Raw genomic sequence first — 22,358 nt, forward strand, 5'->3', positions numbered from 1 at the left:
TTCAATTGTATGATTTCACTGTTATCTTATCATAGACTTTTATAAGTATGCATGAGTAATGCCCTTTTTTCATAACAGGATTGACATTTCTGTTATTTAAGTATATTCTTAAATACGAAAGGAGTTTTGCTATGTCAAAATTTATTGCCTATGTAGGGAAAAACTGTGTTGCCTGCGGTGCCTGTATGAATATTTGTCCAAGACAAGCCATTCAAGTAAAAAATGGAAAGAAGGCGATTGTTGCACCTTCTTCTTGTGTGGGATGTGGTTTATGCGAGAAAACATGTCCAGCTGGTATTATTGAAATAAAAGAAAGGGAGATGTTACATGCATAAGAAAAAACACTGGTATGATTATTTATGGATTTATACACCATTCTATTTATTCCTTGGATTTTTTAATATCCTGTTTGCTTGGCTTGGTATGATTGAATTCATGATTCCTTTGGTTATTGCGGTATGGAAAGGGAATAAATCTTTTTGTAATCGTTATTGCGGACGAGGACAATTTTTCAATCTTTTAGGAAATAAACTGAAACTTTCCAGACAGAAAAAACCACCGAAGTTTTTATCTTCTTTATGGTTTCGCTATGCATTTCTTATCTTTTTTATGACGATGTTCTCCTTCATGATCATCACAACCATACAAGTTTTCTCTCAAACAAAAAATTTAAAAGAAGTTGTTACTGTTTTATGGACATTTAAACTTCCATGGAGTTTTGCCTATCAGGGAACGCTATTATCGGATGGTTTTGCGCAATTTGCCTTTGGTATGTACAGCATTATGTTGACATCTAGTGTTTTAGGCTTTATAACTATGTTGTTATACAGACCACGTACATGGTGCGCCTACTGCCCAATGGGAACGATGACGCAAACAATCTGTAAATTAAAGAACAAGGGTGATATTGATGGAATTGAAAGCGAAAGAAGTTTCACAGCTACTAAAACTAATCGCTAATCCTTATCGATTAATGATTTTATGTATGTTGGAAGAAGGAGAAAAAACGGTTAGTGAACTGCACGAAAAAATAGAAAGCATTAGTATGCCGGCACTCTCTCAGCATCTTTCTGCCCTTCGCTTGGCTGGATTAATCGATAATGAAAAACATGGATTACATGTATATTATAAAATTTTAGATACACGTATTCTTAGTGTTATGAAAACCTTAAAAGAATTCTATTGCAAGTAAAGGCTCCTGTACCCATCGTACAAGAGCCTTTATTCTTCTACATAGATCATTTTCTTTGTCATTCCACCATCGACGATGATATTTGCCCCATTGATAAAATCATTTTCTTCTTTACTAAGAAATAGACAGACATTGACAATATCCTGTGGTTTTCCAACTCTTCCAGATGGATGCTGCTTATGATCCTCTAATGTTAAATGCTCATAATCTTCTGTTTCAATCCAGCCAGGACTAATCGCATTAACGGTAATATTAGTATTGCTTAAGGAAACACATAAACTATTCGTTAGAGAAACCAAACCACCTTTGGATGCCCCATATGCCTCCCAGTCTTTTTCATTTTGATGAAAACGTGTCGATGCTATATTGATGATTCTTCCAAAACAGGAAGTATCATGCTGTTTAACAAACTCTTTACAACAAACAAAAGCACCAATTAGGTTTGTATGAATCACTTCGCTAAATTCATCTATTCCAATCTCATTCACAGGCTTATGAAATTTACTAACTGCTCCATTATTAATAAGAATATGAATACATCCAAACTGTTCCTGTATTTGTTGAAAACATTTTTTAATTCCATCGCTTTGACATAAGTCTACCTGAAATGTATGGATATTTTTTTCTTGAAATGAACATAATTCTTTGTCAAGCACAAACACTTCATATCCTTCTTTGCTGTATGCGGATGCCAAATATTTTCCAATTCCACCAGCTCCACCTGTAATTAACACTCTTTTTATCATGACTGTATATCCTTTTCTTCATTATATTTCGCACTCATAACTTCATAAAAATCCTGTAATTCCATTGGTTTATAAAAATAAAATCCCTGAAGTGTATCCGCAAATACACGTTTTGTAAAATGAAGTTCTTCCTCTGTTTCAATACCTTCCATGCACACTTTCTTTCCAAATTCATGACAGGCATTTACAATTGCCTTTAAAAGCTTTTCATTATCCTTTGAATTATGTAATTCTTTCAACAAAGATTTATCTAGTTTCACAATATTTGCAGAATATTTAAATAACAACGATAAAGAGGAGTATGCACTTCCAAAATCATCCAATGCAAAGCGTATACCAATAGACTGACATTTCCCAATAAAATCCTGAAGCTTTTCTGGATATTCATCAAAATGTGTTTCGGTTAGCTCTATAGTTAATACAGAGCCTGGAAGATCATATTTTTTTAAAGTGTCATGGATATAAGAAAATAAATCTTCTTCACATATTTGCACATAGCTAACATTAACTGAGATATTAAAATCAGAATAGTAACAGCGAATTCTATTTACATTTTTTAAAGCCTGGTCAAGTATCCATTTACCCGCTTTCACAATTTGTTTACTCTTTTCCAGTAATGGGATAAATCTTTGTGGAGGTACATTTTGTCCTTTATACTTCCATCTTAATAACGTTTCTCCTCCAATAATCTCATTCGTATTCATATCTATGATTGGCTGTATCACCAGATGAAAGTTATTCATATTATGCTGGATATCATAATTTAAAGATAAGAAAACCTTAGAATCTTCTTTGTAGTTATAAATATTGTCATCTGCATATTCTACATATTCTTTATCAAATTCATTTTTCGCAAATCGAATAACATTTAATGTTTTCTCTAAAATAACTTCCGGATTATCTTTTGGATCACATTTTAAATATCCAATAGAACAAGGACTATCTATGCCAACATTATATAAATTATAATAATACTCTATGATCTTATGTACATTTACCATAAATTTTTTGATTTCTTCGACATCCTTTGCTTCATACAAAGCCATGAATCGCATTCCATCCAGGCGAAAAAAACTACTGTTAGAAAATTTCTCATGTAAAGCATATGCAATTTGACGAATGATAGAATCTGTTTTCTTTCTTCCTAAAGCTTCATTTATAGTTCTAATGCTATTTAAAGAAAACCCGATAGCATACATATCTGTATCCTTTTGTACAGGTATCAGCATATTGTTCATCAATACATGTTCTCTAGGAAAATTCGTTGTTTTATCAATAATAAAATCATATTCCTGATGAGACACAGTTCCTGAAAAAAACAAAGGTATCTTTTTTTCTTTATCCCATTTAACTTTTCCCTGACAATGTATCCAAATCAAATTATCATGGCAGTCTTTTACCTGATATTTTAAATCATGGTATAAACATTTTCCATTCATGATATTCTCTATCTGTTCATCATAAATATGCACATCTTCTTCTTTATAAATTCGTTTTCTCCATTCAGAGAAAAGGTTAAATACGATATTCTCTTTAAACCCAAATTTCTCTTTCATATTATCTGTAATATAAAAAATATTAGAACGTAAATCCCCAGCAAAAACATAATAAGGAACTCTGGAATCACTTAGAGAATCTAATAAAAATTCTGTATCGAAAAAATTGTTTTTTAAAAATGTCGTAAAAGTACTTGCCGCTGTAGCATCATACATCAAATTATAATCGTTTCGGCTACCAGAACGCAAAAAGGAATAGTACTTCTTCTTATCCTCATACATCAAACAATCCGCTTGTTTCATTAATTCATGTATGTTCTTGTTTTTATCTTCACTCCAAACACAGCCAATTGCTAAGTGAAAGGTATCTTCTTGAATTGTATTTTTTAATTTCTGTATTTTTTCATGAAATTCATCCTTTTTATTGTTTATACAAAGAACGATAAACTCATCTCCACCTAATCGATAAATCTTATCTTTTGTAAAAACATTTTCTAAAATCTTATACCAATGTAAAATCAGCTTGTTTCCTGCCGCATGACCATAATGATCATTTACCTTTTTTAGTTCTGTTATATCGCAGTATATAAGTCCTGCAGAAAGCCATGAGGCGCTGTTTTCTATATCTTCCTGAAAAGAATAGCGATTATATGCTGTCGTTAGTGGATCATGTAAACTTGTATATTTCATTTTATTGTTTAGGTCTCTGTTTTTTATTACTAAAAGTACATAGCCGCTTATCAGTTTAAGAAACTCAACAACAGATTGTATATTTTGTTTTGATGGATTATCAACTCCTATAAAACCTGCAATTTCATTATGAATACGTAAAGGCAAAGAAATCAAAGAATGAATATCCTGTGATTTTACAGCAGCATACGATGCTGGATATGTATATTTTATTTTTTCGATATCTTCAATCAAAACATAGTCATTCACTTTTAAATCATCAAACCACCATAAAAAAGTCTCCATTGGTTCCTTCTGCAGCTGATGCAGCTGCGAGCTAATATTTTCTGCACAGAATTCATATGTATTTGTGAATGTATTTTCCTCTGCATCTTTTTCAAATACATAGCTTCTCTCACAATGAAAAGCTGATATCATATAAGAAAGAATATATGGAATAATTTTTTCTGTTTCCTGTATAGACATACACTTTTGTATACATGTAGCTGCTAAATCAATTATATTTTTATCCTGAGACAAAACAATATCCCCCTTTATCATAAATCTTCATTTAATCGTATATACTACTCAAAGAATATAATAACAAGTTATGTAAAAAAAGCAAGAAAACTTCCTGCATAGAAATTGTAAACATCAAAACAGGTTCAATGATATTTTCATCAAACCCGTCATATCTTTTATTTTTTACTTGATGCCCTGGAAGTTAAGAACGGACTAGAATTCCATTCTCCTAAAATTTCACTTACATTAGATACCGTAACAAATACTTTTTCAGGATACTGATGTAGAAACACTAATAATTTTTTATATTCATTTGTATCCATAATTGTTACCAGTTCCACTTTGGTTTCCTTGTTGTAGCTGCCGATTACCTGATATCGTGTAACGCCTCGATGCATTGTATGTAAAATATAGTCTTCGATTTTCTCATAATTGTCACTGATAATAGAAATTTTCTTCTTTCGATTTAACCCGCTTGTAAAATAATCTACTGCCTGCCCATTTGCCAAAGTTCCTAGAATACTGATAATCAATGTTCCTATATCATATACAAGGATGGATGTCATGGCAGTAACGATACCTGCTGCAGAAACAGCCTTTCCTATTTCAATATGACAGTATTTATTTAAAATTTTCGCAAGTATATCAATCCCGCCGGAAGATGCATTCACATTAAACAAGATTGCCTGCCCAAACGCCACCAGTAAGATATCTGCTGCAATATCATAAATACTGCTTCCTGTCAAAGAACCATTTAATGGAATAAACTGTTCAAATACCGCAATAAATATAGGCATCAACAAAGAGGTATATACCGTTTTCATTCCAAACTCTTTTCCAAGAAGTAAAAATCCAATCACTAACAAGATTACATTTAAGATCATCGTAATCATAGAAATAGATAGTGGTACCAGCTCCGCAATTACAATCGCAAGTCCAGAAATACTTCCAATAACAACTTTACTAGGAATCAAAAAGAAATATACCGCTGCCGCAATCACAAATGTCGCAAAACTAATCAATGCATACTCATAAACAAGATTCTTTTTCATACTACTTCTCCCTGTTTTCTTAACATATCTATTATAAAGATAGAAGAAGTTTATTTCTACATATTTTTAATAGAATTGAAATATTTTACGCCATTTTTCTTTGATAAAGCTTTTCCATTAAAAATTCATAAACAAAGAAAAATAAAAATGCAAATACAACACCAATGAGATTATCTGTAATTCGCAATATAACAGCTTCCTGAATACCATAAATTCCTGTAGCGGCCATTAAGGCTCCCAGACAATTTAATACTGTCTTATGTTTATACTGACTGCATAATCCCAGCAATATACCACCAAAAATTCCAATCATGGAGTGCATTGATTTTGGCATAAGCATATACAGCACATAAAACAAGGCAGATCCTGCCAATACCCCTAAAATTCTATGCATTGACTTTTCTTTTAATTTTGTTTCAAAATTATGATCAGACAATAAAGAACCACAGGCAAATCCTATCCACATATAACGTTCCAATTGGAAAAAAGCTCCTAATGTTAAGATAAAACTAATTCCTAAAGCTATACGAATTTGCCATTGATGTTTTTTTGTATAAAAATCAAACTGTTTAATTTTACTTTGAAAAGAAATATCCGTATGCTTCCCTTTATGTTTCTTGTAAAAAACTGCTGCACAAATCAGAAAACAGAAACAAGTTAAAAGAAATCGTTTGAAAAACAATACACCTTGTACCGGATTGCCGCAAAGAAAAACATACGCAAAGCTATATAGTCCACCATTCCCCATTTCTGGTTTGTCGCAGGTAATAAATAAAATAACGATATAGGATAAAAAATGAATGAAAAATGCAAACAAAGGATTTACATAATAACTTAAAACCGGTGAAATCAGCAGCAGTAAAAAAACAATGCCCAAATTTATCAGAGAATCTTTGATACAATATCCAAAATCCACAAAACGAACAGCCAGTAAAATACAAAACATTGAAACTGCCATCGCATTGTTTTCTTTCCCAAAGACACTAGATAAAGGAGCTATAAAAACAATCGCAAACAATACAAGTAAAATAGAGCGAAAAAACATGGCTGCCCATAAAAAACCACGTTGCTTTTTCGATTCGCTTTTGTCAATCAACCTTTTTAATCCAGCTGGATCAAGCTGTAATAAATCATAAAACTTCAATGTATATACCCCCTTTTTTATTATTCATCGATAGATAAAGACTGCATTTTTTCATTTGCCCTGGATATTAAAACAAACAATTGTTCAAAGTCTTCTCCCATACTTCTCCATAGATCATAAAAAGGTTGTAACATAATTTCATAATCTTTTTTTAACTCTTTTAAACCTGTCTCACTAAGAGAAATCACATAACTTCTTTCATCAGAAGTCTGTTTCTGTTTTTGAATACAGTTTTTTTCATAAAGCTGTTTTAAGCAGCGGCTAACGGCCTCTTTTTTCATTCCACTAAGCTTGCTTAATATTAAGGGTGTACATTTTTCTGGTTCCAGATAAAGCCATGCCAACAGTTCTCTTTCACTTGATGTTAAAAACTGCTTCTGCTTATGAACGAGCATGTTTCTGGAAAACTGATGAAGCTCTTGTTGAAAAATGAGCATTTGCTGCCAATCAATATTCTGCATAATAACCCTCCCGCCATTTATTTAACATTGTTAATTATATGACGATGCTTATCCCTTGTCAATAAACTTTTCCCCACCTATAAAAGAAAAAAAAGACCAGTTTCTTTTCAAAGAAACCAGTCCTTCTAAAAATTTGCTTTTTATATCTTTTCAAATACGGAAGCAGGTGCTCCACAGAGTGGACAAACAAAATCTTCTGGAAGTGGATCACCTTCATAAATATAACCGCAAATACTGCATCTCCATCCACTCTTCTCTGTTTTTTCTTGGAAACTTGGTGCATTTTTCGGTGTTGTTCCATTCTTTACTTGATGATAATATGCATAGGTCATCACTTCTTTTTCGGCCAGTACTTCTGCATCTTCTACTTCACCTATAAACATCACATGAGTGCCTAAATCCACTTTTTGTACAACTTTTACACTAAAGTAAGAAGCCACATTTTGTATAGGATATGCTATCCCATGCACATCACGTTTAAATTCTACCTTTTCAAATTTATCTGCATCTTTACTGGATTGAAAACCGAATGTTTTGATCATTTCCATATCTGTATCCTGTGTTAAAACAGCACCGCAAAAACGTCCAGATTTTTCAATTAACTGCTCTGTATAATTATCTTTATTTAAGGTTACTGCCATCTGCTGTGGAGAAGAAGTTACCTGTTGAAGCGTATTCGCAACACAGCCTGCATCTTTTCCATCATGACTTGTGGAAATAATATATAAACCATAACTTAAATTAAAAAACGCTTTTTGATTCATAAGTAATACCTCCTTCAATTTTATATTTACTTTCTCTTTTTAGTATGTACCCAAAAGATTGATTTGTAAATAGATATGCCTAACTTCACTAATACAAACAGCAGTCTTATGTTTTATGTTTTCTTAAAACATCATATCCTCTTTTAACACATCATGATCTTTTAATACTTTTTCAATTACGGTTCCCTGTATTGTTTTAAGTAAAGGTTTTTTCAACATATTTAATGGTCCAGGCAAACGGATTTCCAATGGGGATTTTCCATCCATTAATTTTACAGAGCTATCTAAAAGTTCACGAATGTCATACACACTTCCCCAAACTTCAGGAACACCACGATCAACTCCTAATAAACCATAAACAGCTTCCATAGCAGTTCTTACGGAATATTCTGTTGTAAATACGGTATCTCTTGGAGTTTGCGCAAACTGTCCTAAGAAGGCAAAGTTCACTGCACCATCCACAATGACATCAGGGCGATCTCCTTTGGCTCTTGGCATAAAGAAAGCAGTGATATATGGCATCATGGTAGGAACACAAACAGCAGAATGTTCTGCCAAATCTTCAATCTGCTCTACTGGTGCACCTATGTGGTACAACCATTCCATCGTAATTTCTTTTCCTGTACATTCTTTCATTGGTTTTTTTACATAATCACCAATCGCATCGGTAAATAATCCATATACCCAAACACAAACCTTATCTTTATCCTGTGCTTTAAATTGTCCCTGACGATTAATTGTCCAGCTTAACAGCCAGCTAGAATCCTGACAGCTTACAATTCCTCCGGTAACGACTTTTCCTGTTCTAGGATCTCGTTTACAAATATTAGTAATATAAGGAATGATTTTATCATCTAACGTTGTAATTGTGGCGGATTCCCAATTTGTTTTTGCGATATCGGAACAAAACTTTTCAGGATGTCCAAATGCTGGATCTTGTTTTGCGATGTTTTTCCACAAATTCCAGCAGCCACTTGTTCTTACCTCCGCATCTCCATTTGGCGCATGGTCCTGATCACCATAAATCGTTCCTTCCGTACAACTTCCATTTGTGATAAACACCAAATCATTTTCACTTAATACAATACCTTGTTCTACGCCATTTACCTTACATTCAATTGCCTGTGCAACTTTTTTGTTTTCATCACATTGAAACACAACATTGGTTACTTCTGTATGAAACTGAAAATCAACACCTGCTTTTTCCAAATACTTCTGCATTGGTAAAATCAAGGATTCATATTGATTATAACGTGTAAACTTCAATGCACTAAAATCAGGCAAACCGGAAATATGATGAATAAAACGCTGGAAATACAGTTTCATTTCCAATGCGCTATGCCAGTTTTCAAACGCAAACATTGTTCTCCAATATAGCCAGAACGTAGAGTTAAATACTTCCTCATCAAATACATCTTCAATTGTTTTATCATATAGATCTTCATCTTTTGTTAAAAAGAGCTTCATGATTTCCATACACCCTTTTTGACTTAAATTAAACTTTCCATCGGTATGTGCATCTTCTCCACGATGAATGGTAGCTCTGCATAAAGAATAGTTTGGATCCTCTTTATTTAACCAATAAAATTCATCTAGTACAGATGCATTTTCAACTTCCAAAGATGGAATACTTCGAAATAAATCCCATAAACATTCAAAGTGATTTTCCATCTCTCTTCCTCCACGCATAATATATCCTCGTGTAGAATCAAAAATACCATCACAAGCACCACCAGCAATATCCATTGCCTCTAAAATATGAATATGATCTCCTGGCATTTGTCCATCACGAACAAGGAAACATGCCGCAGCTAAGCTTGCTAAACCACTTCCGATTAAATATGCATGCTTATCCTCTACTCCCTCTGGTTTTTTTGGACGTGCAAATGCTTCATAATTCCCATTTGTGTAATAAATACCTTTTTTATTTTTATCATGTTTCCCAAGTTCTGTGTTTCGATAATTTTTAATATCTTCTTCTTTTTTTGCCTTTTGTTCTTTGTTTTTTTGCTGTACTTTCTTTGCTGCCATTAAAACAGCTCCGGTAGATGCTGCTGTAGCCGCAGCAGCCATTGCTATACTTTTCTTTTTCATAGGATACGACCACCTTTCTTATCGACAGTCTTATCATACGCAAAATCATCACGCAAATACATTTACACTTATACAAGAATGATAAATTTTTTATCAAACTTCCTTATTTGTAAAGTTTTGATTGCTGTTGTAATTATATTTATAATGTTATTTCCATTACAATATAGTGATATCTTCCTTCACCTCATTCCTAGAAAGTTTTTAGAAATCGTATCCTCACAGACAAAGTTTGTTATAATATATATGTCATAGAAGAGGTTGGTAATTCAACCAAAAGCAAAAAGAGGACGGCAATCCTCTCTTTTTTGTATCAGAATATTTTTCATGCTAATTCTTTGTAAAGTTTTGAATGGATGTTGTAATTGTATTCTTTAACGCAATGCGCATATCTTCTACAATCAAATGATAATCTTCCTTCATTCCATCCGCTATCCAATCAAGCATGACTCCTACAAAACCATATTTATAAAAATTCGCTATAAAGTTTTTCTGTTCTTCGCTAATTTGGACGTCCTTCGCTTTTTCTTCAATAACCTGCATGATCAAATCATGTACCAGTTTAAATAGAAAATTTTCAATTTGTTCCCTGGAAATATTATAGTATGCATTCATTACAAATGGCTTGTTTTCATAAACAGCTTCAAATACATGAAGGAGTCCATCCTGCCAGTTTTCAGAATGTTTTTTATTTTGCAATGCCTGTTTTGCATCCTCTACACATACCCATTCCACCAAATCATGTAAATCTTTAAAATGATAATAAAAACTCATACGACTGATATGACATGCATCCGTTAAATCCTGTATCGTTATTTTATGAAATGGTTTCTTTAACATACAGTCTTTTAAGGCAGCTTCTAAATCCAGTTTTGTTCGATTTGACATATCCTCACCTGTTTCTTTATAAAAGCATTATAGATATAAACAGTAAAAAATGAAAGACTTTATTCATTCCATAATATCTGCATACTTTATTTTTAGATTTTCTTTTTTATAAAGTTTTTAGGAAGTTTCTTTAATACAAGTAAAATCAAACCTATTTCTACTACACGATCTATATAATCTGTAAAAAACTGTACGATAAAACAGCTAAGCGTTAAACCAAGAGGTGTTTTTGATAAAAGCTGTACCAGATAGCTGGAACCAGAAGAAGTAATTCCACCAAATAGATATGCGCTAATTCCTGCACTTACAAAAGATGTAGGAACACTTACACATAAAGCTACAACAAAGATCCACCATGTTTTATCAACCTTCTTTTTCCATAGGATTCCCATCAATAAACCAAACAGCATCCCTGCAGGTGCAAAGTATAAAGCATAACTATCTACGGTGATTCCAAGAATAATCCCGCTTAATAAGCTTGTCAACATACCATAGACAGGGCCATATAAAATAGAGGTCAAAATAGTTCCCATACTATCTAGATAAATAGGAAGTCTTAACATCAACGCAATTTGTCCACCAACGATATTCACCACAATCGCAAAGGCAAGTATCGTAATATGGTAAGTTGTAAATTTTTGTTTCATGCGGATACCTCCTTTTGTTTACGCATATGTGTGTACAAGCAAACTTTCTAACAAATCAAGCTCTTCTTTATGTTTATGAAGAATACACTCTAAAAACATATAGAAAAATTCCTGTACATCGACTTCTGTTAATACAACAGCATTTTTTTCTTTCTTATAAAAATCATAAGCATCTACCACACTTTGTCCTCTGCAAATGCCATCTGTTTCTATTTGTACATTGGATGAAAAGCCAGAACAAATAGCAGGATTGATGAAATAAGCGATTGCTAGTGGATCATTGATTACACATCCAATGATATGTTCCCATTCCCAATGAAAATCAAAATAAAATTTTGTAATCTTACGAATAAACTCTCCCTGAACAGGATCCAGTCTTTCTATATAAGATAATAAGGTAGGTGTTAACACGATGTTACGTGTAACATCTAATCCAATCATATGTATTTGTTTTCCAATCTTCGCCATTTCCTCATAAACAATTGCGGCAGCTTCTGGATCTTCCCAATAGTTATACTCCGCTACAGGAGAACAATTTCCATGCGATTTATACGTTCCTCCCATAGACACCAGCATAGCAATCTTAGAAAAAGCTTCTTTATCTTGTTGAATCAAATGTGCTAAGTTGGTAAGAGGTCCAATCGCAATAAGCGAACAATTTTCTTCTTTTCTTAATGTCTGAGATAAAAACTCTACAGCAGTAATAGAAGTTTCATATCCTTCTACTTCTTCTAAAAAGCTTTCTCCCAGTCCATCTTCCCCATGGGTATCCAAAGCACTAACATATTCCTTCTTTAATGGCTTATCTGCTCCCAGATAAACAGGTACATCCAATCGATTCATATGTTTTAACACTTTTTTTATATTTTCAAATCCCATCTGTACAGGCGCATTTCCACATACGATCGTAATTCCTAAAACTTCTACCTCTTTTGATGTTAGTGCCATCATGATCGCAAGACTATCATCAATGCCTGGATCACAATCGATAATAATTTTTCTTTTCATATATCTTCCTACTTTCTATATTTCAATAAAAAAGACTTTACCTATTTTTGATAATAAGCAAAGTCACGAAAAAAGTAAGATATCCTACATTTATAAATTTTCATTTGCCTATTATTATACTGGGAGGTTTGAAACCAGTGTATGTAATTATATACCATAGAAAAACAAAACTTGTAAATAAAAAGCTTAGAATTTTATGCTTTCTTTTTTTTGTATAAAAGAATCAAGTATCCACTAGCTAGCGACAAGATAGAAACAATTAGATACATTTTCCCATTTGAAGAAGATAATCCTCCATAAATAACGATCAATGCTCCTATACATGCTAGAACTGGACATACATATCCAAAAAATTTACTTTGTATACCACCCTTCCATGCATAGCGTAATACACCAATATATAAAAGGAAATAAAAGATATACATGATAACGATAGGAAGTCCAGATACATCCATTCCTAAGGCTTGAATCGCTGGATTTTCGACAGTTAAATAATGAATAAACAGCCATAAAAAGGAAAATATACAGCTTGTAAAATTAGATAAAATAGAAACTTCATATCTTTCATGGAGTTTCGCTATTTTGTTACTAAATGGAATTTCATTTCGAATCGCAAGTGCATGTGGAATACGACAGCTTCCTAAAATAATACCATTGCATGTTCCAAGTACCGATATAACAACGGTTACAAGAAGAAGCTTTGCGGCAAATGGACCTGCCAGCATGGATGCAGCTGCTTCAAATGCCCCATCTTTCAATTCCATAACTTTTTCTGGTCCTAATAAAAATGTAATTCCTAAAAAATATAACAAATAAACAAAAAGAATCATGATTGGCGCAATTGTTAAGGCAAGTGGAAGATTTCGTTTCGCATTCTTTATTTCATGGCAAATACTTGGTGCAACAGACCATCCATCATAAGAAAAGGCTGCCGCCACAATCGCACTGCTTCCCGCTACGATACCTGCCCCATCTACAGAATGAAGCTGTAAATAGGATGGATCTCCAAACAATAATCCGGCAATTCCAATCAAAAACAAAGGAATCATTTTTACCATCATGGAAGAAGTTTGTAAGTAACCTGCAATTTTTGGAGAAAATGTATTTACCAGATAAAGCAAGATGATATAGAAAATCGTAATTGTCCAGACATGAGATTGCAGCATAGGAAAATTTGAAAATAACTGTATCGTATAATTCGCACCTACCCAGCATATGACTGCTACCAGCGCAGGAAAATATACAACCATCTGAAACCATCCGATTAAAAACGCAAATGTTTTATTATACGCTTTTTCCCCATAACTAATTAATCCTCCGGCATCATCGGTTAACTTTGCCCATTCCGCAATGCTGATACCCCCAAAGATAATTCCTCCGGCACCAATGATCAAAACAAGACAGCCAATAGCTACATTTCCACCTGTTAAAACCAGAATATCATCTGCTTTAAAAAAGATTCCTGAACCAATAACAATTCCAATGACCATCGCAATTGCCATCAGCAATCCATACTTTCTTGTCTCCTGCATACATGATCCTCCTAAAATAGATAGAGATAGTATAGTATGTTTTCTTCTATATGTATAGTATAATCCTACTTCTTTATAAAATTTTACTTTTTATACCCCTCAATCATATTCCATCATTAAGAAAGCATGTTCCAACAATCTCAGCTTAACTCTGCTTTCTTGTTTCATATTCTTTGCCTAATCTGTATAAAAAACAGGATAAAAACGATACCCTGTTTCTTTCTTCTATATTATCGTTGTTTTATGAACTATGAAAGAGTTAAGAATGCTAAACAAGCTGCTCCAAGCAAACCGCTATCTTCATTTAAAGTAGATTTACGTACCTTTACATATGGTTTTACAACATCAAATACTCGCATTTTTACTAATTCTTCTACCTCTTCTACAAAACCATCAATTTTTAATGCGACAGAACCTCCTAAAATAAAAATCTCCGGATCAATATACGCCTGTATATTCGCAATAAAATTTGCCAGATAAATCTTAGCTTCCTGCATGATTTCTTTCGCATCCACATTTCCATCTAATGCTAAATCATTTACTTCTCCCGCATGTGCAACATTTAATCCTTTTTTCTTTGCACGCTCGACAATTGCCGTTCCACTGGATATAGCCTCAATGCCTCCTGGATAAATCATTCCATGACTTGGCCCTTCATGTTTCATACAGCTATTTGCGACTTCATTCGCAAAACCATGAGCCCCTGTGAATATTTTTTTATGCATGACAAGTCCTGCTCCTAATCCTGTTGATACAGTTAGATACTGAACATAATCATAGTCTTTTCCTTCTCCAATAACACTTTCTGCCAAAGCAGCTAAATTTGCATCATTTTCCAAATATACAGGAATTTGAATTCTTTTTTCTAACTCTTTGCTGACAGAAAAACCTGTCCATTTCCCATGTAAATTTGGAGTCTGGATAATTTTTCCATTGATTAAATCCAGAGGTCCTGGACAAGACATTCCTACTCCTACGATATCTGTTTCAAAAGATTGAATCGTTTCTGCTATCTTATCCATTGTCTTATCTGGGTCATTCGCATCTGTTGAAAACTGGACTCTTTCCTTTATTTCATAGTTTTCATTGATTAGAGCTACTCTGGTATTTGTTCCTCCAATATCAATTCCGATTGCATATTTCATTTCAATATCTCTCCTTTAAAATACATATAGCTTTATTATACCCTCTTCAAATATAGAAAACAGCTATTGTTTTTATTTTTTCTTATAGAAAAAGAGCCCTGTAGACTCTTTCACTCACCCTCTATTTATTCATGATGCTTACAATTTCCGGAAAACGCCCCATTATCGCATCATAATTTTTTCTTTCATGTGGATACGTACATAAAGTGCAATCCTTACATCCATTGTCTAATATACGATATGCTCCACCACAATTTGTTCCTAAAACATATAAAGGGCAAAAACAAAACAGGCAATTAAAATTTTCTTCCGAAATTCCTTTATGACAAGGAAAAAATTCACAGTCCCTGTTGGTAAAACATGCATAATTCCTATTCATGATAAACTAATTTCTACATATCCTTTGTATATAAGAATTTAAAAGAATCTCCATCTTGAATCTTTAATTCTTCTACAGCAGGACACATCCCACTTTCTTTACATGTTTCGTTATTGTCACTTTCATACAGCCACCATGGTCCCTTGTTAAAGTCTTGTTTTAACCCACTCATTTCATCGATGTAGGCTCCATAGCTTCCATCTTTAAAAACGACATCCAATTCTTCACACTTTTCTAAAAAATCATACAAAGTATTGATTTGTCCTGTCTGTGTAATATCTTTATTCACTAATTCTTTTCCATTTACCTTATCTTCTACCACAACATGAAGTGTCACTTCTTTTTCTTCACCTGCTGGTTCTTTTTTCTCACTGCATCCACTTAACATAATACCCAATCCTAAAACCAGTGATAAAATAATTGTTTTTTTCATACTCTGCTCTCTCCTATTTTATATTTTTTCTTTTCTGGAAGCTGCTGTTTTCACAAAAGAACGTGTTTTTCAATTTCCATAAGACAAAGATTGAAATATCAATTCTTCTGTATTTTCATTTTTATTTTCATATAATGCCATAACAAAAAATAAATTTGACAATAGGTTAAAAAGCTCATATATATTTTTATCTACTTCTTTTTCTTTTTGAATCTTTACGATCCATCGTACAATATTCTTGCATTCACTTCGTAATACATGTAAATAAGAAGCCCCTATACATCCAACAGGAAGATAAAATTCTTTATATAGTACTTCATATTTTTTATAGAGTGCTTCTACTTTTTTAAAACGTTCTTCATCAATTGCATTCTTTCCACGAATAGAGCCATTTGCATGGTAAATCGTTTCACATAAAAACAACAAATCTTCTTTATCTATATGTTTTATATAATGCATGGCTAATCCTAAAAAGCTTGCTAAACGATCGGTTGCGATTTCATAATCACATTGACTGGATACTTCATCTAAAAAACTATATGCACAATATCCCATACTTCCCATCTTTTCTAAAAAAAAGTCTGTTTTTAGGCAGACAAAAAGGAATTCCTTTTTTCTTGAGCCCAGAAGAAAAAGTGTATACAAAAGGCAGGTCTACCGGCTTCGTTTCATCCTTTGATCACCTTCCCATATTTCTACAGTGGTATTCGATCATTGTCCACATCACGGTTGCTGGGGCAGCTAAAGCTTATCTTTATTCCCTATTAAGTATTACTACACCATTTTGTATGTATTTGATTGTATATTCTTTATCTTCATACGTAAACCTTATGAATCTATAAAACAGCCTCCCTATACATAGTAGGGTATTTAGAGTAGATTTTCAAGAATTCCTTTTTTATTATGATAAAAATTATACTTCATCTTCAAATTCTTGAGCATAATACACATGATTCGTCTTATTCCTAATATAAGAAGGTCAAACTGAAGTTTTTTACTTCGCAAGTTTATTTAATGTTTCACCAGCAATTCTATATACCGTCCAATCGGACATAGGTTCTGCACCCAATGATAAGTAAAAATCAATACTTGACTTATTCCAATCAAGACACCACCATTCCAAGCGACCACATTTTCGTTCAACAGCAATAGCTGCAAGTTTCTTTAATATTGCTTTCCCATATCCATTTCCTCTATATTCTGGAGAAACATATAAATCTTCAAGATACAAGCCTGCTCTACCTAAAAAAGTAGAAAAGTTATGAAAAAATAGTGCAAAACCAATCTCTTTATCACCCAGACAAGCAAAAATCACTTCTGCTTTTTCTTTATCAAAAATCCACTCCTCAAGAGTTTCTTCATCGCAAACTACTTCATTTAACATTTTCTCATACTCTGCAAGTTCTTGAATAAATCTTAAAATCAAGGAAACATCTTTACGCTGTGCATATCTAAAATGTAAGTTCATATCCATATCATTAACCTCTCAAACGCTAATTTATCTTTCTGTAACTTTAAATATAGCACTTTCTATTTTAGATGCAACTTTTTTTCTATCTCTTTACTACTTAAAAACCTCATATGTAAAAAAGACAAGGAAATCCTCAAATAAAGAATCTCATTGTCTTTCTTGATCATTAGTTGAAATTGTATGCTGTAACGATAGGCTCACGATTTTGTACAACATCATTATAATATTCATACAGGCATATTCCTAAGAAACTTCCTGAAATATTATAGATATTCTGAAATCCATGTCCCTGTAAAGCCAATGTGGCATTATAGCTTCTTTGTGCACTTCTACAATGAAGATACACTGGACGATCTGTTGGAATTTCATCCAAGCGATCTCTAATTTGACTTAATGGAATATTCACAGCTGTTTTAAGATGTCCTTTTGCAAATTCATGTTCTTCTCTTACATCAATGATATATGCATTTGATTCTACCAGTCCTCTGACTTCGTCTACACGTACCTGACGATATGTCTTCTGCAACAAGTTTCCTGCAACTAAACCTGCATAGTTTCCGGCATCTTTAGCAGTTGAGAATGGAGGTGCATAACATAGTTCCAAATCTCTTAAATCATCCACAGTTCCTCCAAATTTCAGTAATGTCGCTACGATATCAATACGTTTTGCGGCATCTCCTTTGGAAATCGCCTGTGCTCCTAAAACTTTTCCGGTTGGCACTTCATAAATCAGTTTATAGTGAAGCGGATAACTTTCCGGCATAATTCCTACTTTATCCTGTGGAATCACATAGGCAATATCATAGGAAATCTCTTCTGCTTCACATTGTGCAGCTGTAAGTCCTGTGCTTGCCGCATTATAATCAAACACTTTGATACAGCTGGAACCAATATATCCGCTATTGCGTACAGGACGTCCATAAATATGATCTGCAGCTGCTCTTGCCTGTTTTTGTGCAGGCCCTGCCAATGCCAGCTGGAAAGGTTTATGCGTTAATGCATTGTATACTTCAATGGCATCTCCAACTGCATAAATATCTGGATCACTTGTACGATAATTTGCATCTACTTTAATTGCGCCACGCGCATTTAGATCCAGGCCTGCCTGTTTTGCCAAGAAAGAATCCGGTGCAACACCAACAGCCATAACAACCGCTTCCCCTTCAACAACTTTTCCAGAGGCAAGTATCATATTAGAATCTTTAAATTCGACTGTCTTATCTCCAACAATCAGCTGTACTCCTTTATCCAGCATTTCTTTATGTAAAATTTGCACCATATCATAATCATATGTACGCAAAATTTGAGGCATTGCCTCTACCAGAGAAACTTCATATCCGGCTTCAATCAGATTTTCCGCAACTTCTACACCGATGAATCCTCCACCAAGCACAGAAACTTTCTTTACATTATTTTCTTTTAAGAAATGATATAATTTTGCGATATCGACAACATTTTTCACAATAAACGTATTCGCATTTTCAATGCCTTTAATTGGTGGAACAATGGCATTTCCACCAGGAGATAAAATCAGCTTATCATAAGTTTCTTCATATTCCTGTCCATTCTCAAGATTTCTTACTTTTACTTTTTTTAAATCTCTATCAATCGATAAAACTTCACTGGATGTACGTGCCTGAATATTATACTGCTTTGCAAACTGTACTGGATTCATTAACACGAGTGATTCTGTTTTTCCAATCGTTTCACTTAAACGATAAGGCAAACAGCAATTGGAAAAAGATACATGAGGTCCTTTTTCAAACATGATTATTTCTGCTTTCTCATCAAGACGTCTTAAACGTGCAGCGCTGCTGGCACCTCCTGCAACGCCTCCTACAATTACATATTTCATCTTAATTCCTCCTAAGTATATATCTATTTCTATCTTAATGATATCCAGGCAATGGTGTCAAGCATTTTACTTTCTAAGAAATATAAATCATAATATCCTGTTACTTGCTTTCTGCTATTTAATGTATAAAAAAAGCATAGCTTCACTTCTTATTTACAAAACTATGCTTTTTACTCTTATTTAAGATATATGCATGTTATCCAGCCATTTCTTTATTTTCTCTTTTGTAACATTTCCATTCAACATTGTAGTGGATTTCCAGTTTACTTCTTCACTGCAGCTTGCATGTAAATACATATCTGTTTTTCCTGCTCCACTTCCTCCCGAAGTCGCAAATGGAACAATTGTTTTTCCTTTAAAATCATAACTTTCTAAAAAAGTATTGATAATCGTTGGCGCAATATACCACCAAATTGGAAAACCAAGATAAATAACATCATAGGCTTCCATGTTTTCTACTTTATTACCAATTGCAGGTCGAGAGGACTTATCCTTCATTTCTACACTGCTTCTTGAGGAGCTGTCCATCCAGTTTAAATCTGCAGAAGTATAAGGTTCTTTCGGTTTAATTTCATATAAATCTGCATGTAGTGTATCCGCAATCAACTTTGCGGCTTTTTCTGTAGTTCCACTGCAGGAAAAATATGCAACTAAAGATTTCATAAGACTTCTCCTTCCCTATAAAGCATTATATTCTTCATCACTTAGCGCTTCACACCATTCATTGGATGCTCCATCTGCTGGAACTTCAATCGCAAGATGGCTAAACCAGCTATCTTTGGCAGCACCATGCCAATGTTTTACTTCAGGTGGAATATTTACAACATCTCCAGGATGAAGTTCCTGAGCAGGTTTTCCCCATTCCTGATAATATCCTTTTCCCGCAGTTACTAATAAAATCTGTCCACCTTTATGATGAATGTGCCAGTTGTTTCTACAAGAAGGTTCAAACGTAACATTTGCGACTCCAACAGGAGATGTTGTTAACATGTTTAAATAACTTTGCCCAACAAAATACTGTGCAAATGCATCGTTTTTCTCTCCACTTTCAAAAATCTGATCTTCTCTGTCTTTCATTTTGTTTTCTCCTTTCTCTTTTCTATATTTTCTGATTTCCTGTTGACCATACATGTTTACTTTTAGAAGTTTCCTGTGTATTTTGTGCCATCACACCTACTAATGGATGAGGTACATAACATTCTTCCAAATACGCAATATCTTCTTCACTTAATTTCAAATCAACCGCTTTTGCAGCCCCTTCAATGTGTGATAATTTGGTGCTTCCTACAACTGGAGATTCTACTTTTGTAAGAAGCCATGCAAGAGATATTTCACTCATGCTTACCTTATATTTATCTGCCAATTCACTCACTCGATCGATTATGATTTGATCTTGTTTTGCACTGGCATCATATTTTAATTTCGCATAGCTGTCTTCCACTAGACGTTTTGAAGTTTCCCCAGGATGTTTTGAAAGTCTTCCTCCAGCTAAAGCACTGTAAGGAGTCATGGCAATATTATCCTGCGCACATATTTTTGCCATTTCTCTTTCTTCTTCACGAAATAACAAATTATAATGTCCCTGAATAGAAATAAACTTCGCAAATCCATATTTATCCGCAAGTGCATTTGCCTGTGCAAGCTGATAAGCATAGCAGTTGGAAATTCCAATATAGCGTACTTTCCCTGCTTTTACCATTTCATTTAATCCTTCCATAATATCATAAAGCGGTGTTTGATAATCCCACATATGATAAATATATAAATCTACATAATCCATTCCTAAATTTTCAAGACTTTTGTTTAACATTCTTTCTATATGCTGCTGCCCTGTAATCCCCATATCAATTTCTTCCTGTGTTCTTGGAAGAAATTTTGTCGCAACAACGACATCTTCTCTTTTCGCAAAGTCACGAAGTGCACGTCCAAGGTAGCGCTCACTTGTACCACTTTGATAGGCAATGGCAGTATCAAAAAAGTTTACACCTAATTCTAATCCTCGCTTAATAATTTCACGAGAATGTGCTTCATCCAAGGTCCATGTATGCTGGCCGTTTTGCGCATCTCCAAATCCCATACATCCCATACAAATACGAGATACCATTAAATCTGAATTACCAAGTCTGACATATTGCATTTTTATTCCCTGCCTTTCTTACGAAAATAACTACTCTTTTGCTTTGTTTACACAGGAAAGAGCATTTAAACTTCTAGGATAACCAATATAAGGCAAACATTCCAATACGATATTTTCTAAAAACTGTGCATCATTTCCAAGATTCATATTCCCTTTCGCATGGGCAATGACCTGTGGTTCACATCCCCCTTGTGCCATCAAAATACAAAATGTAACAATTTCTCTTTGTTTTAGATTCAGTCCAGTTCTTGTATAATAATCCCCAAAACAATTGGAAGCTAAATAATAATTGATCGTGCTGCTTTTCCATGCATCCTTCATATGTGCCCCAAAGATTTCTACCTGTGCAGCTTCTCCTTTTTCTAAACGATTTTTAAGTGTTGTCGTACTTTGTATTTCTAATGGAAGTGCAATTTCTTTTTCCTGGAAAGCTTCATTCACCGCTTGTAAAAATGGATATACTTTCCCAAAACCTGCATAATCAACTGCCTGATAAACGAGTTCTTTTATTTCTACCGGTGTCAATGTTTCTGTAACATATTCTAAAACCTTTTCTTTAAATAACGCAAGCGACTGTGAACCTAACAAAGCCGCCAGGATTGCTAAACTTTTTGTTTTTTCATCTACATCCTTATCCAGCTTCTTTTCCACTTCCTCTTCTACAAAATATTGAAATCTCTCCATAAATTCTGCATCTGTTTCATAAAATTTCATGTTTTCTTCCAT

24 protein-coding genes and 1 riboswitch are annotated in these 22,358 nt (G+C 33.7%); of the genes, 3 read left to right on the top strand and 21 right to left on the bottom strand.

What is annotated here, in order from left to right; all coding sequences use genetic code 11:
- Positions 1 to 131 precede the first annotated feature (131 nt).
- Genes A9CBEGH2_RS09295 through A9CBEGH2_RS09305 form a run of 3 tightly spaced genes read left to right on the top strand, consistent with a single transcriptional unit; the run spans position 132 to position 1,192 of the window.
- Positions 132 to 335 (top strand): ATP-binding protein, encoded by a 204-nt coding sequence (locus A9CBEGH2_RS09295; protein ID WP_118276803.1) that lies wholly within the window; start codon positions 132 to 134, stop codon positions 333 to 335.
- Entirely contained in the window at positions 328 to 960 is a 633-nt protein-coding gene (locus A9CBEGH2_RS09300) for a 4Fe-4S binding protein (protein ID WP_115716360.1), read from the top strand. Before A9CBEGH2_RS09295 ends, A9CBEGH2_RS09300 begins: the two co-directional genes overlap by 8 nt.
- Positions 911 to 1,192 (top strand): ArsR/SmtB family transcription factor, encoded by a 282-nt coding sequence (locus tag A9CBEGH2_RS09305; RefSeq protein ID WP_118276804.1) that lies wholly within the window; start codon positions 911 to 913, stop codon positions 1,190 to 1,192. Before A9CBEGH2_RS09300 ends, A9CBEGH2_RS09305 begins: the two co-directional genes overlap by 50 nt.
- Before the next feature lie 29 nt (positions 1,193 to 1,221).
- Here the strand turns inward: A9CBEGH2_RS09305 and A9CBEGH2_RS09310 are convergent, their stop codons facing one another.
- The 21 genes from A9CBEGH2_RS09310 to A9CBEGH2_RS09410 form a co-directional block, all read right to left on the bottom strand.
- Positions 1,222 to 1,938, bottom strand: a complete 717-nt coding sequence (locus A9CBEGH2_RS09310; RefSeq protein WP_178085862.1) for an SDR family NAD(P)-dependent oxidoreductase — start codon at positions 1,936 to 1,938, stop codon at positions 1,222 to 1,224.
- Positions 1,935 to 4,643 carry an EAL domain-containing protein gene (locus A9CBEGH2_RS09315; RefSeq protein WP_163104644.1) on the bottom strand — a complete coding sequence of 903 codons (2,709 nt, stop codon included), beginning with the start codon at positions 4,641 to 4,643 and terminating at the stop codon, positions 1,935 to 1,937. The genes A9CBEGH2_RS09310 and A9CBEGH2_RS09315 overlap by 4 nt, the downstream gene beginning before the upstream one ends.
- A gap of 158 nt (positions 4,644 to 4,801) precedes the next feature.
- Positions 4,802 to 5,677 carry a YitT family protein gene (locus A9CBEGH2_RS09320; protein ID WP_118361057.1) on the bottom strand — a complete coding sequence of 292 codons (876 nt, stop codon included), beginning with the start codon at positions 5,675 to 5,677 and terminating at the stop codon, positions 4,802 to 4,804.
- Between the two features lie 85 nt (positions 5,678 to 5,762).
- Positions 5,763 to 6,821 carry an FUSC family protein gene (locus A9CBEGH2_RS09325; RefSeq protein ID WP_163104646.1) on the bottom strand — a complete coding sequence of 353 codons (1,059 nt, stop codon included), beginning with the start codon at positions 6,819 to 6,821 and terminating at the stop codon, positions 5,763 to 5,765.
- 20 nt (positions 6,822 to 6,841) lie between these two features.
- Positions 6,842 to 7,282 (bottom strand): transcriptional regulator, SarA/Rot family, encoded by a 441-nt coding sequence (locus A9CBEGH2_RS09330; protein WP_197739428.1) that lies wholly within the window; start codon positions 7,280 to 7,282, stop codon positions 6,842 to 6,844.
- A gap of 140 nt (positions 7,283 to 7,422) precedes the next feature.
- The gene (locus tag A9CBEGH2_RS09335) at positions 7,423 to 8,046 is read right to left on the bottom strand and encodes a flavin reductase (protein WP_118276809.1); all 624 of its coding nucleotides are present in this window, start codon (positions 8,044 to 8,046) and stop codon (positions 7,423 to 7,425) included.
- 123 nt (positions 8,047 to 8,169) lie between these two features.
- The gene (locus A9CBEGH2_RS09340; RefSeq protein ID WP_118276810.1) at positions 8,170 to 10,140 is read right to left on the bottom strand and encodes an oleate hydratase; all 1,971 of its coding nucleotides are present in this window, start codon (positions 10,138 to 10,140) and stop codon (positions 8,170 to 8,172) included.
- Between the two features lie 327 nt (positions 10,141 to 10,467).
- Positions 10,468 to 11,025, bottom strand: coding sequence for a TetR/AcrR family transcriptional regulator (locus A9CBEGH2_RS09345; RefSeq protein WP_118276811.1), 558 nt, complete (start codon positions 11,023 to 11,025; stop codon positions 10,468 to 10,470).
- Between the two features lie 92 nt (positions 11,026 to 11,117).
- Complete coding sequence (locus A9CBEGH2_RS09350) at positions 11,118 to 11,672, bottom strand: ECF transporter S component (protein ID WP_115716352.1); 555 nt, start codon at positions 11,670 to 11,672, stop codon at positions 11,118 to 11,120.
- Between the two features lie 18 nt (positions 11,673 to 11,690).
- Positions 11,691 to 12,680 carry a nucleoside hydrolase gene (locus A9CBEGH2_RS09355; protein WP_163104648.1) on the bottom strand — a complete coding sequence of 330 codons (990 nt, stop codon included), beginning with the start codon at positions 12,678 to 12,680 and terminating at the stop codon, positions 11,691 to 11,693.
- Between the two features lie 194 nt (positions 12,681 to 12,874).
- Positions 12,875 to 14,212 (bottom strand): APC family permease, encoded by a 1,338-nt coding sequence (locus A9CBEGH2_RS09360; RefSeq protein WP_163104650.1) that lies wholly within the window; start codon positions 14,210 to 14,212, stop codon positions 12,875 to 12,877.
- Positions 14,213 to 14,460: 248 nt separating this feature from the next.
- On the bottom strand, positions 14,461 to 15,357 hold the full coding sequence (locus A9CBEGH2_RS09365) for an ROK family protein (RefSeq protein WP_163104652.1): 897 nt from the start codon (positions 15,355 to 15,357) through the stop codon (positions 14,461 to 14,463).
- Between the two features lie 121 nt (positions 15,358 to 15,478).
- Positions 15,479 to 15,736 carry a cysteine-rich small domain-containing protein gene (locus tag A9CBEGH2_RS12725; RefSeq protein WP_118276816.1) on the bottom strand — a complete coding sequence of 86 codons (258 nt, stop codon included), beginning with the start codon at positions 15,734 to 15,736 and terminating at the stop codon, positions 15,479 to 15,481.
- A 13-nt stretch (positions 15,737 to 15,749) separates the two neighbouring features.
- On the bottom strand, positions 15,750 to 16,169 hold the full coding sequence (locus A9CBEGH2_RS09375) for a DUF4430 domain-containing protein (protein WP_115716348.1): 420 nt from the start codon (positions 16,167 to 16,169) through the stop codon (positions 15,750 to 15,752).
- A 69-nt stretch (positions 16,170 to 16,238) separates the two neighbouring features.
- Complete coding sequence (locus A9CBEGH2_RS09380) at positions 16,239 to 16,724, bottom strand: cobalamin adenosyltransferase family protein (protein ID WP_232057275.1); 486 nt, start codon at positions 16,722 to 16,724, stop codon at positions 16,239 to 16,241.
- 75 nt (positions 16,725 to 16,799) lie between these two features.
- Positions 16,800 to 16,969, bottom strand: a riboswitch (cobalamin riboswitch).
- 194 nt (positions 16,970 to 17,163) lie between these two features.
- Complete coding sequence (locus A9CBEGH2_RS09385) at positions 17,164 to 17,643, bottom strand: GNAT family N-acetyltransferase (protein ID WP_163052216.1); 480 nt, start codon at positions 17,641 to 17,643, stop codon at positions 17,164 to 17,166.
- Between the two features lie 163 nt (positions 17,644 to 17,806).
- Positions 17,807 to 19,495: an FAD-dependent oxidoreductase gene (locus A9CBEGH2_RS09390; RefSeq protein WP_232057276.1), complete on the bottom strand. Its 1,689-nt coding sequence runs from the start codon at positions 19,493 to 19,495 to the stop codon at positions 17,807 to 17,809.
- A 180-nt stretch (positions 19,496 to 19,675) separates the two neighbouring features.
- Positions 19,676 to 20,158, bottom strand: a complete 483-nt coding sequence (locus A9CBEGH2_RS09395; RefSeq protein ID WP_163052217.1) for a flavodoxin — start codon at positions 20,156 to 20,158, stop codon at positions 19,676 to 19,678.
- Between the two features lie 15 nt (positions 20,159 to 20,173).
- The gene (locus A9CBEGH2_RS09400; RefSeq protein ID WP_118276826.1) at positions 20,174 to 20,572 is read right to left on the bottom strand and encodes a cupin domain-containing protein; all 399 of its coding nucleotides are present in this window, start codon (positions 20,570 to 20,572) and stop codon (positions 20,174 to 20,176) included.
- 22 nt (positions 20,573 to 20,594) lie between these two features.
- Positions 20,595 to 21,632 carry an aldo/keto reductase gene (locus tag A9CBEGH2_RS09405; protein ID WP_163052218.1) on the bottom strand — a complete coding sequence of 346 codons (1,038 nt, stop codon included), beginning with the start codon at positions 21,630 to 21,632 and terminating at the stop codon, positions 20,595 to 20,597.
- Between the two features lie 30 nt (positions 21,633 to 21,662).
- Positions 21,663 to 22,346 (bottom strand): carboxymuconolactone decarboxylase family protein, encoded by a 684-nt coding sequence (locus A9CBEGH2_RS09410; protein ID WP_163104654.1) that lies wholly within the window; start codon positions 22,344 to 22,346, stop codon positions 21,663 to 21,665.
- Between the last annotated feature and the right edge of the window lie 12 nt (positions 22,347 to 22,358).

Origin of the sequence: Amedibacterium intestinale, assembly GCF_010537335.1 — a bacterium.
In the GTDB taxonomy this organism is placed as follows: domain Bacteria; phylum Bacillota_I; class Bacilli_A; order Erysipelotrichales; family Erysipelotrichaceae; genus Amedibacterium; species Amedibacterium intestinale.

Coding starts and splice junctions, on each gene's coding strand:
- A9CBEGH2_RS09380 (WP_232057275.1), bottom strand. CDS start 16,724: ATGGGATATTGTGCATATAGTTTTTTAGATGAAGTATCCAGTCAATGT.
- A9CBEGH2_RS09385 (WP_163052216.1), bottom strand. CDS start 17,643: ATGGATATGAACTTACATTTTAGATATGCACAGCGTAAAGATGTTTCC.
- A9CBEGH2_RS09305 (WP_118276804.1), top strand. CDS start 911: ATGGAATTGAAAGCGAAAGAAGTTTCACAGCTACTAAAACTAATCGCT.
- A9CBEGH2_RS09355 (WP_163104648.1), bottom strand. CDS start 12,680: ATGAAAAGAAAAATTATTATCGATTGTGATCCAGGCATTGATGATAGT.
- A9CBEGH2_RS09345 (WP_118276811.1), bottom strand. CDS start 11,025: ATGTCAAATCGAACAAAACTGGATTTAGAAGCTGCCTTAAAAGACTGT.
- A9CBEGH2_RS09300 (WP_115716360.1), top strand. CDS start 328: ATGCATAAGAAAAAACACTGGTATGATTATTTATGGATTTATACACCA.
- A9CBEGH2_RS09400 (WP_118276826.1), bottom strand. CDS start 20,572: ATGAAAGACAGAGAAGATCAGATTTTTGAAAGTGGAGAGAAAAACGAT.
- A9CBEGH2_RS09375 (WP_115716348.1), bottom strand. CDS start 16,169: ATGAAAAAAACAATTATTTTATCACTGGTTTTAGGATTGGGTATTATG.
- A9CBEGH2_RS09320 (WP_118361057.1), bottom strand. CDS start 5,677: ATGAAAAAGAATCTTGTTTATGAGTATGCATTGATTAGTTTTGCGACA.
- A9CBEGH2_RS09360 (WP_163104650.1), bottom strand. CDS start 14,212: ATGCAGGAGACAAGAAAGTATGGATTGCTGATGGCAATTGCGATGGTC.
- A9CBEGH2_RS09310 (WP_178085862.1), bottom strand. CDS start 1,938: ATGATAAAAAGAGTGTTAATTACAGGTGGAGCTGGTGGAATTGGAAAA.
- A9CBEGH2_RS09295 (WP_118276803.1), top strand. CDS start 132: ATGTCAAAATTTATTGCCTATGTAGGGAAAAACTGTGTTGCCTGCGGT.
- A9CBEGH2_RS09365 (WP_163104652.1), bottom strand. CDS start 15,357: ATGAAATATGCAATCGGAATTGATATTGGAGGAACAAATACCAGAGTA.
- A9CBEGH2_RS09330 (WP_197739428.1), bottom strand. CDS start 7,282: ATGCAGAATATTGATTGGCAGCAAATGCTCATTTTTCAACAAGAGCTT.
- A9CBEGH2_RS09335 (WP_118276809.1), bottom strand. CDS start 8,046: ATGAATCAAAAAGCGTTTTTTAATTTAAGTTATGGTTTATATATTATT.
- A9CBEGH2_RS09395 (WP_163052217.1), bottom strand. CDS start 20,158: ATGAAATCTTTAGTTGCATATTTTTCCTGCAGTGGAACTACAGAAAAA.
- A9CBEGH2_RS09410 (WP_163104654.1), bottom strand. CDS start 22,346: ATGAAATTTTATGAAACAGATGCAGAATTTATGGAGAGATTTCAATAT.
- A9CBEGH2_RS09405 (WP_163052218.1), bottom strand. CDS start 21,632: ATGCAATATGTCAGACTTGGTAATTCAGATTTAATGGTATCTCGTATT.
- A9CBEGH2_RS12725 (WP_118276816.1), bottom strand. CDS start 15,736: ATGAATAGGAATTATGCATGTTTTACCAACAGGGACTGTGAATTTTTT.
- A9CBEGH2_RS09350 (WP_115716352.1), bottom strand. CDS start 11,672: ATGAAACAAAAATTTACAACTTACCATATTACGATACTTGCCTTTGCG.
- A9CBEGH2_RS09340 (WP_118276810.1), bottom strand. CDS start 10,140: ATGAAAAAGAAAAGTATAGCAATGGCTGCTGCGGCTACAGCAGCATCT.
- A9CBEGH2_RS09390 (WP_232057276.1), bottom strand. CDS start 19,495: ATGAAATATGTAATTGTAGGAGGCGTTGCAGGAGGTGCCAGCAGCGCT.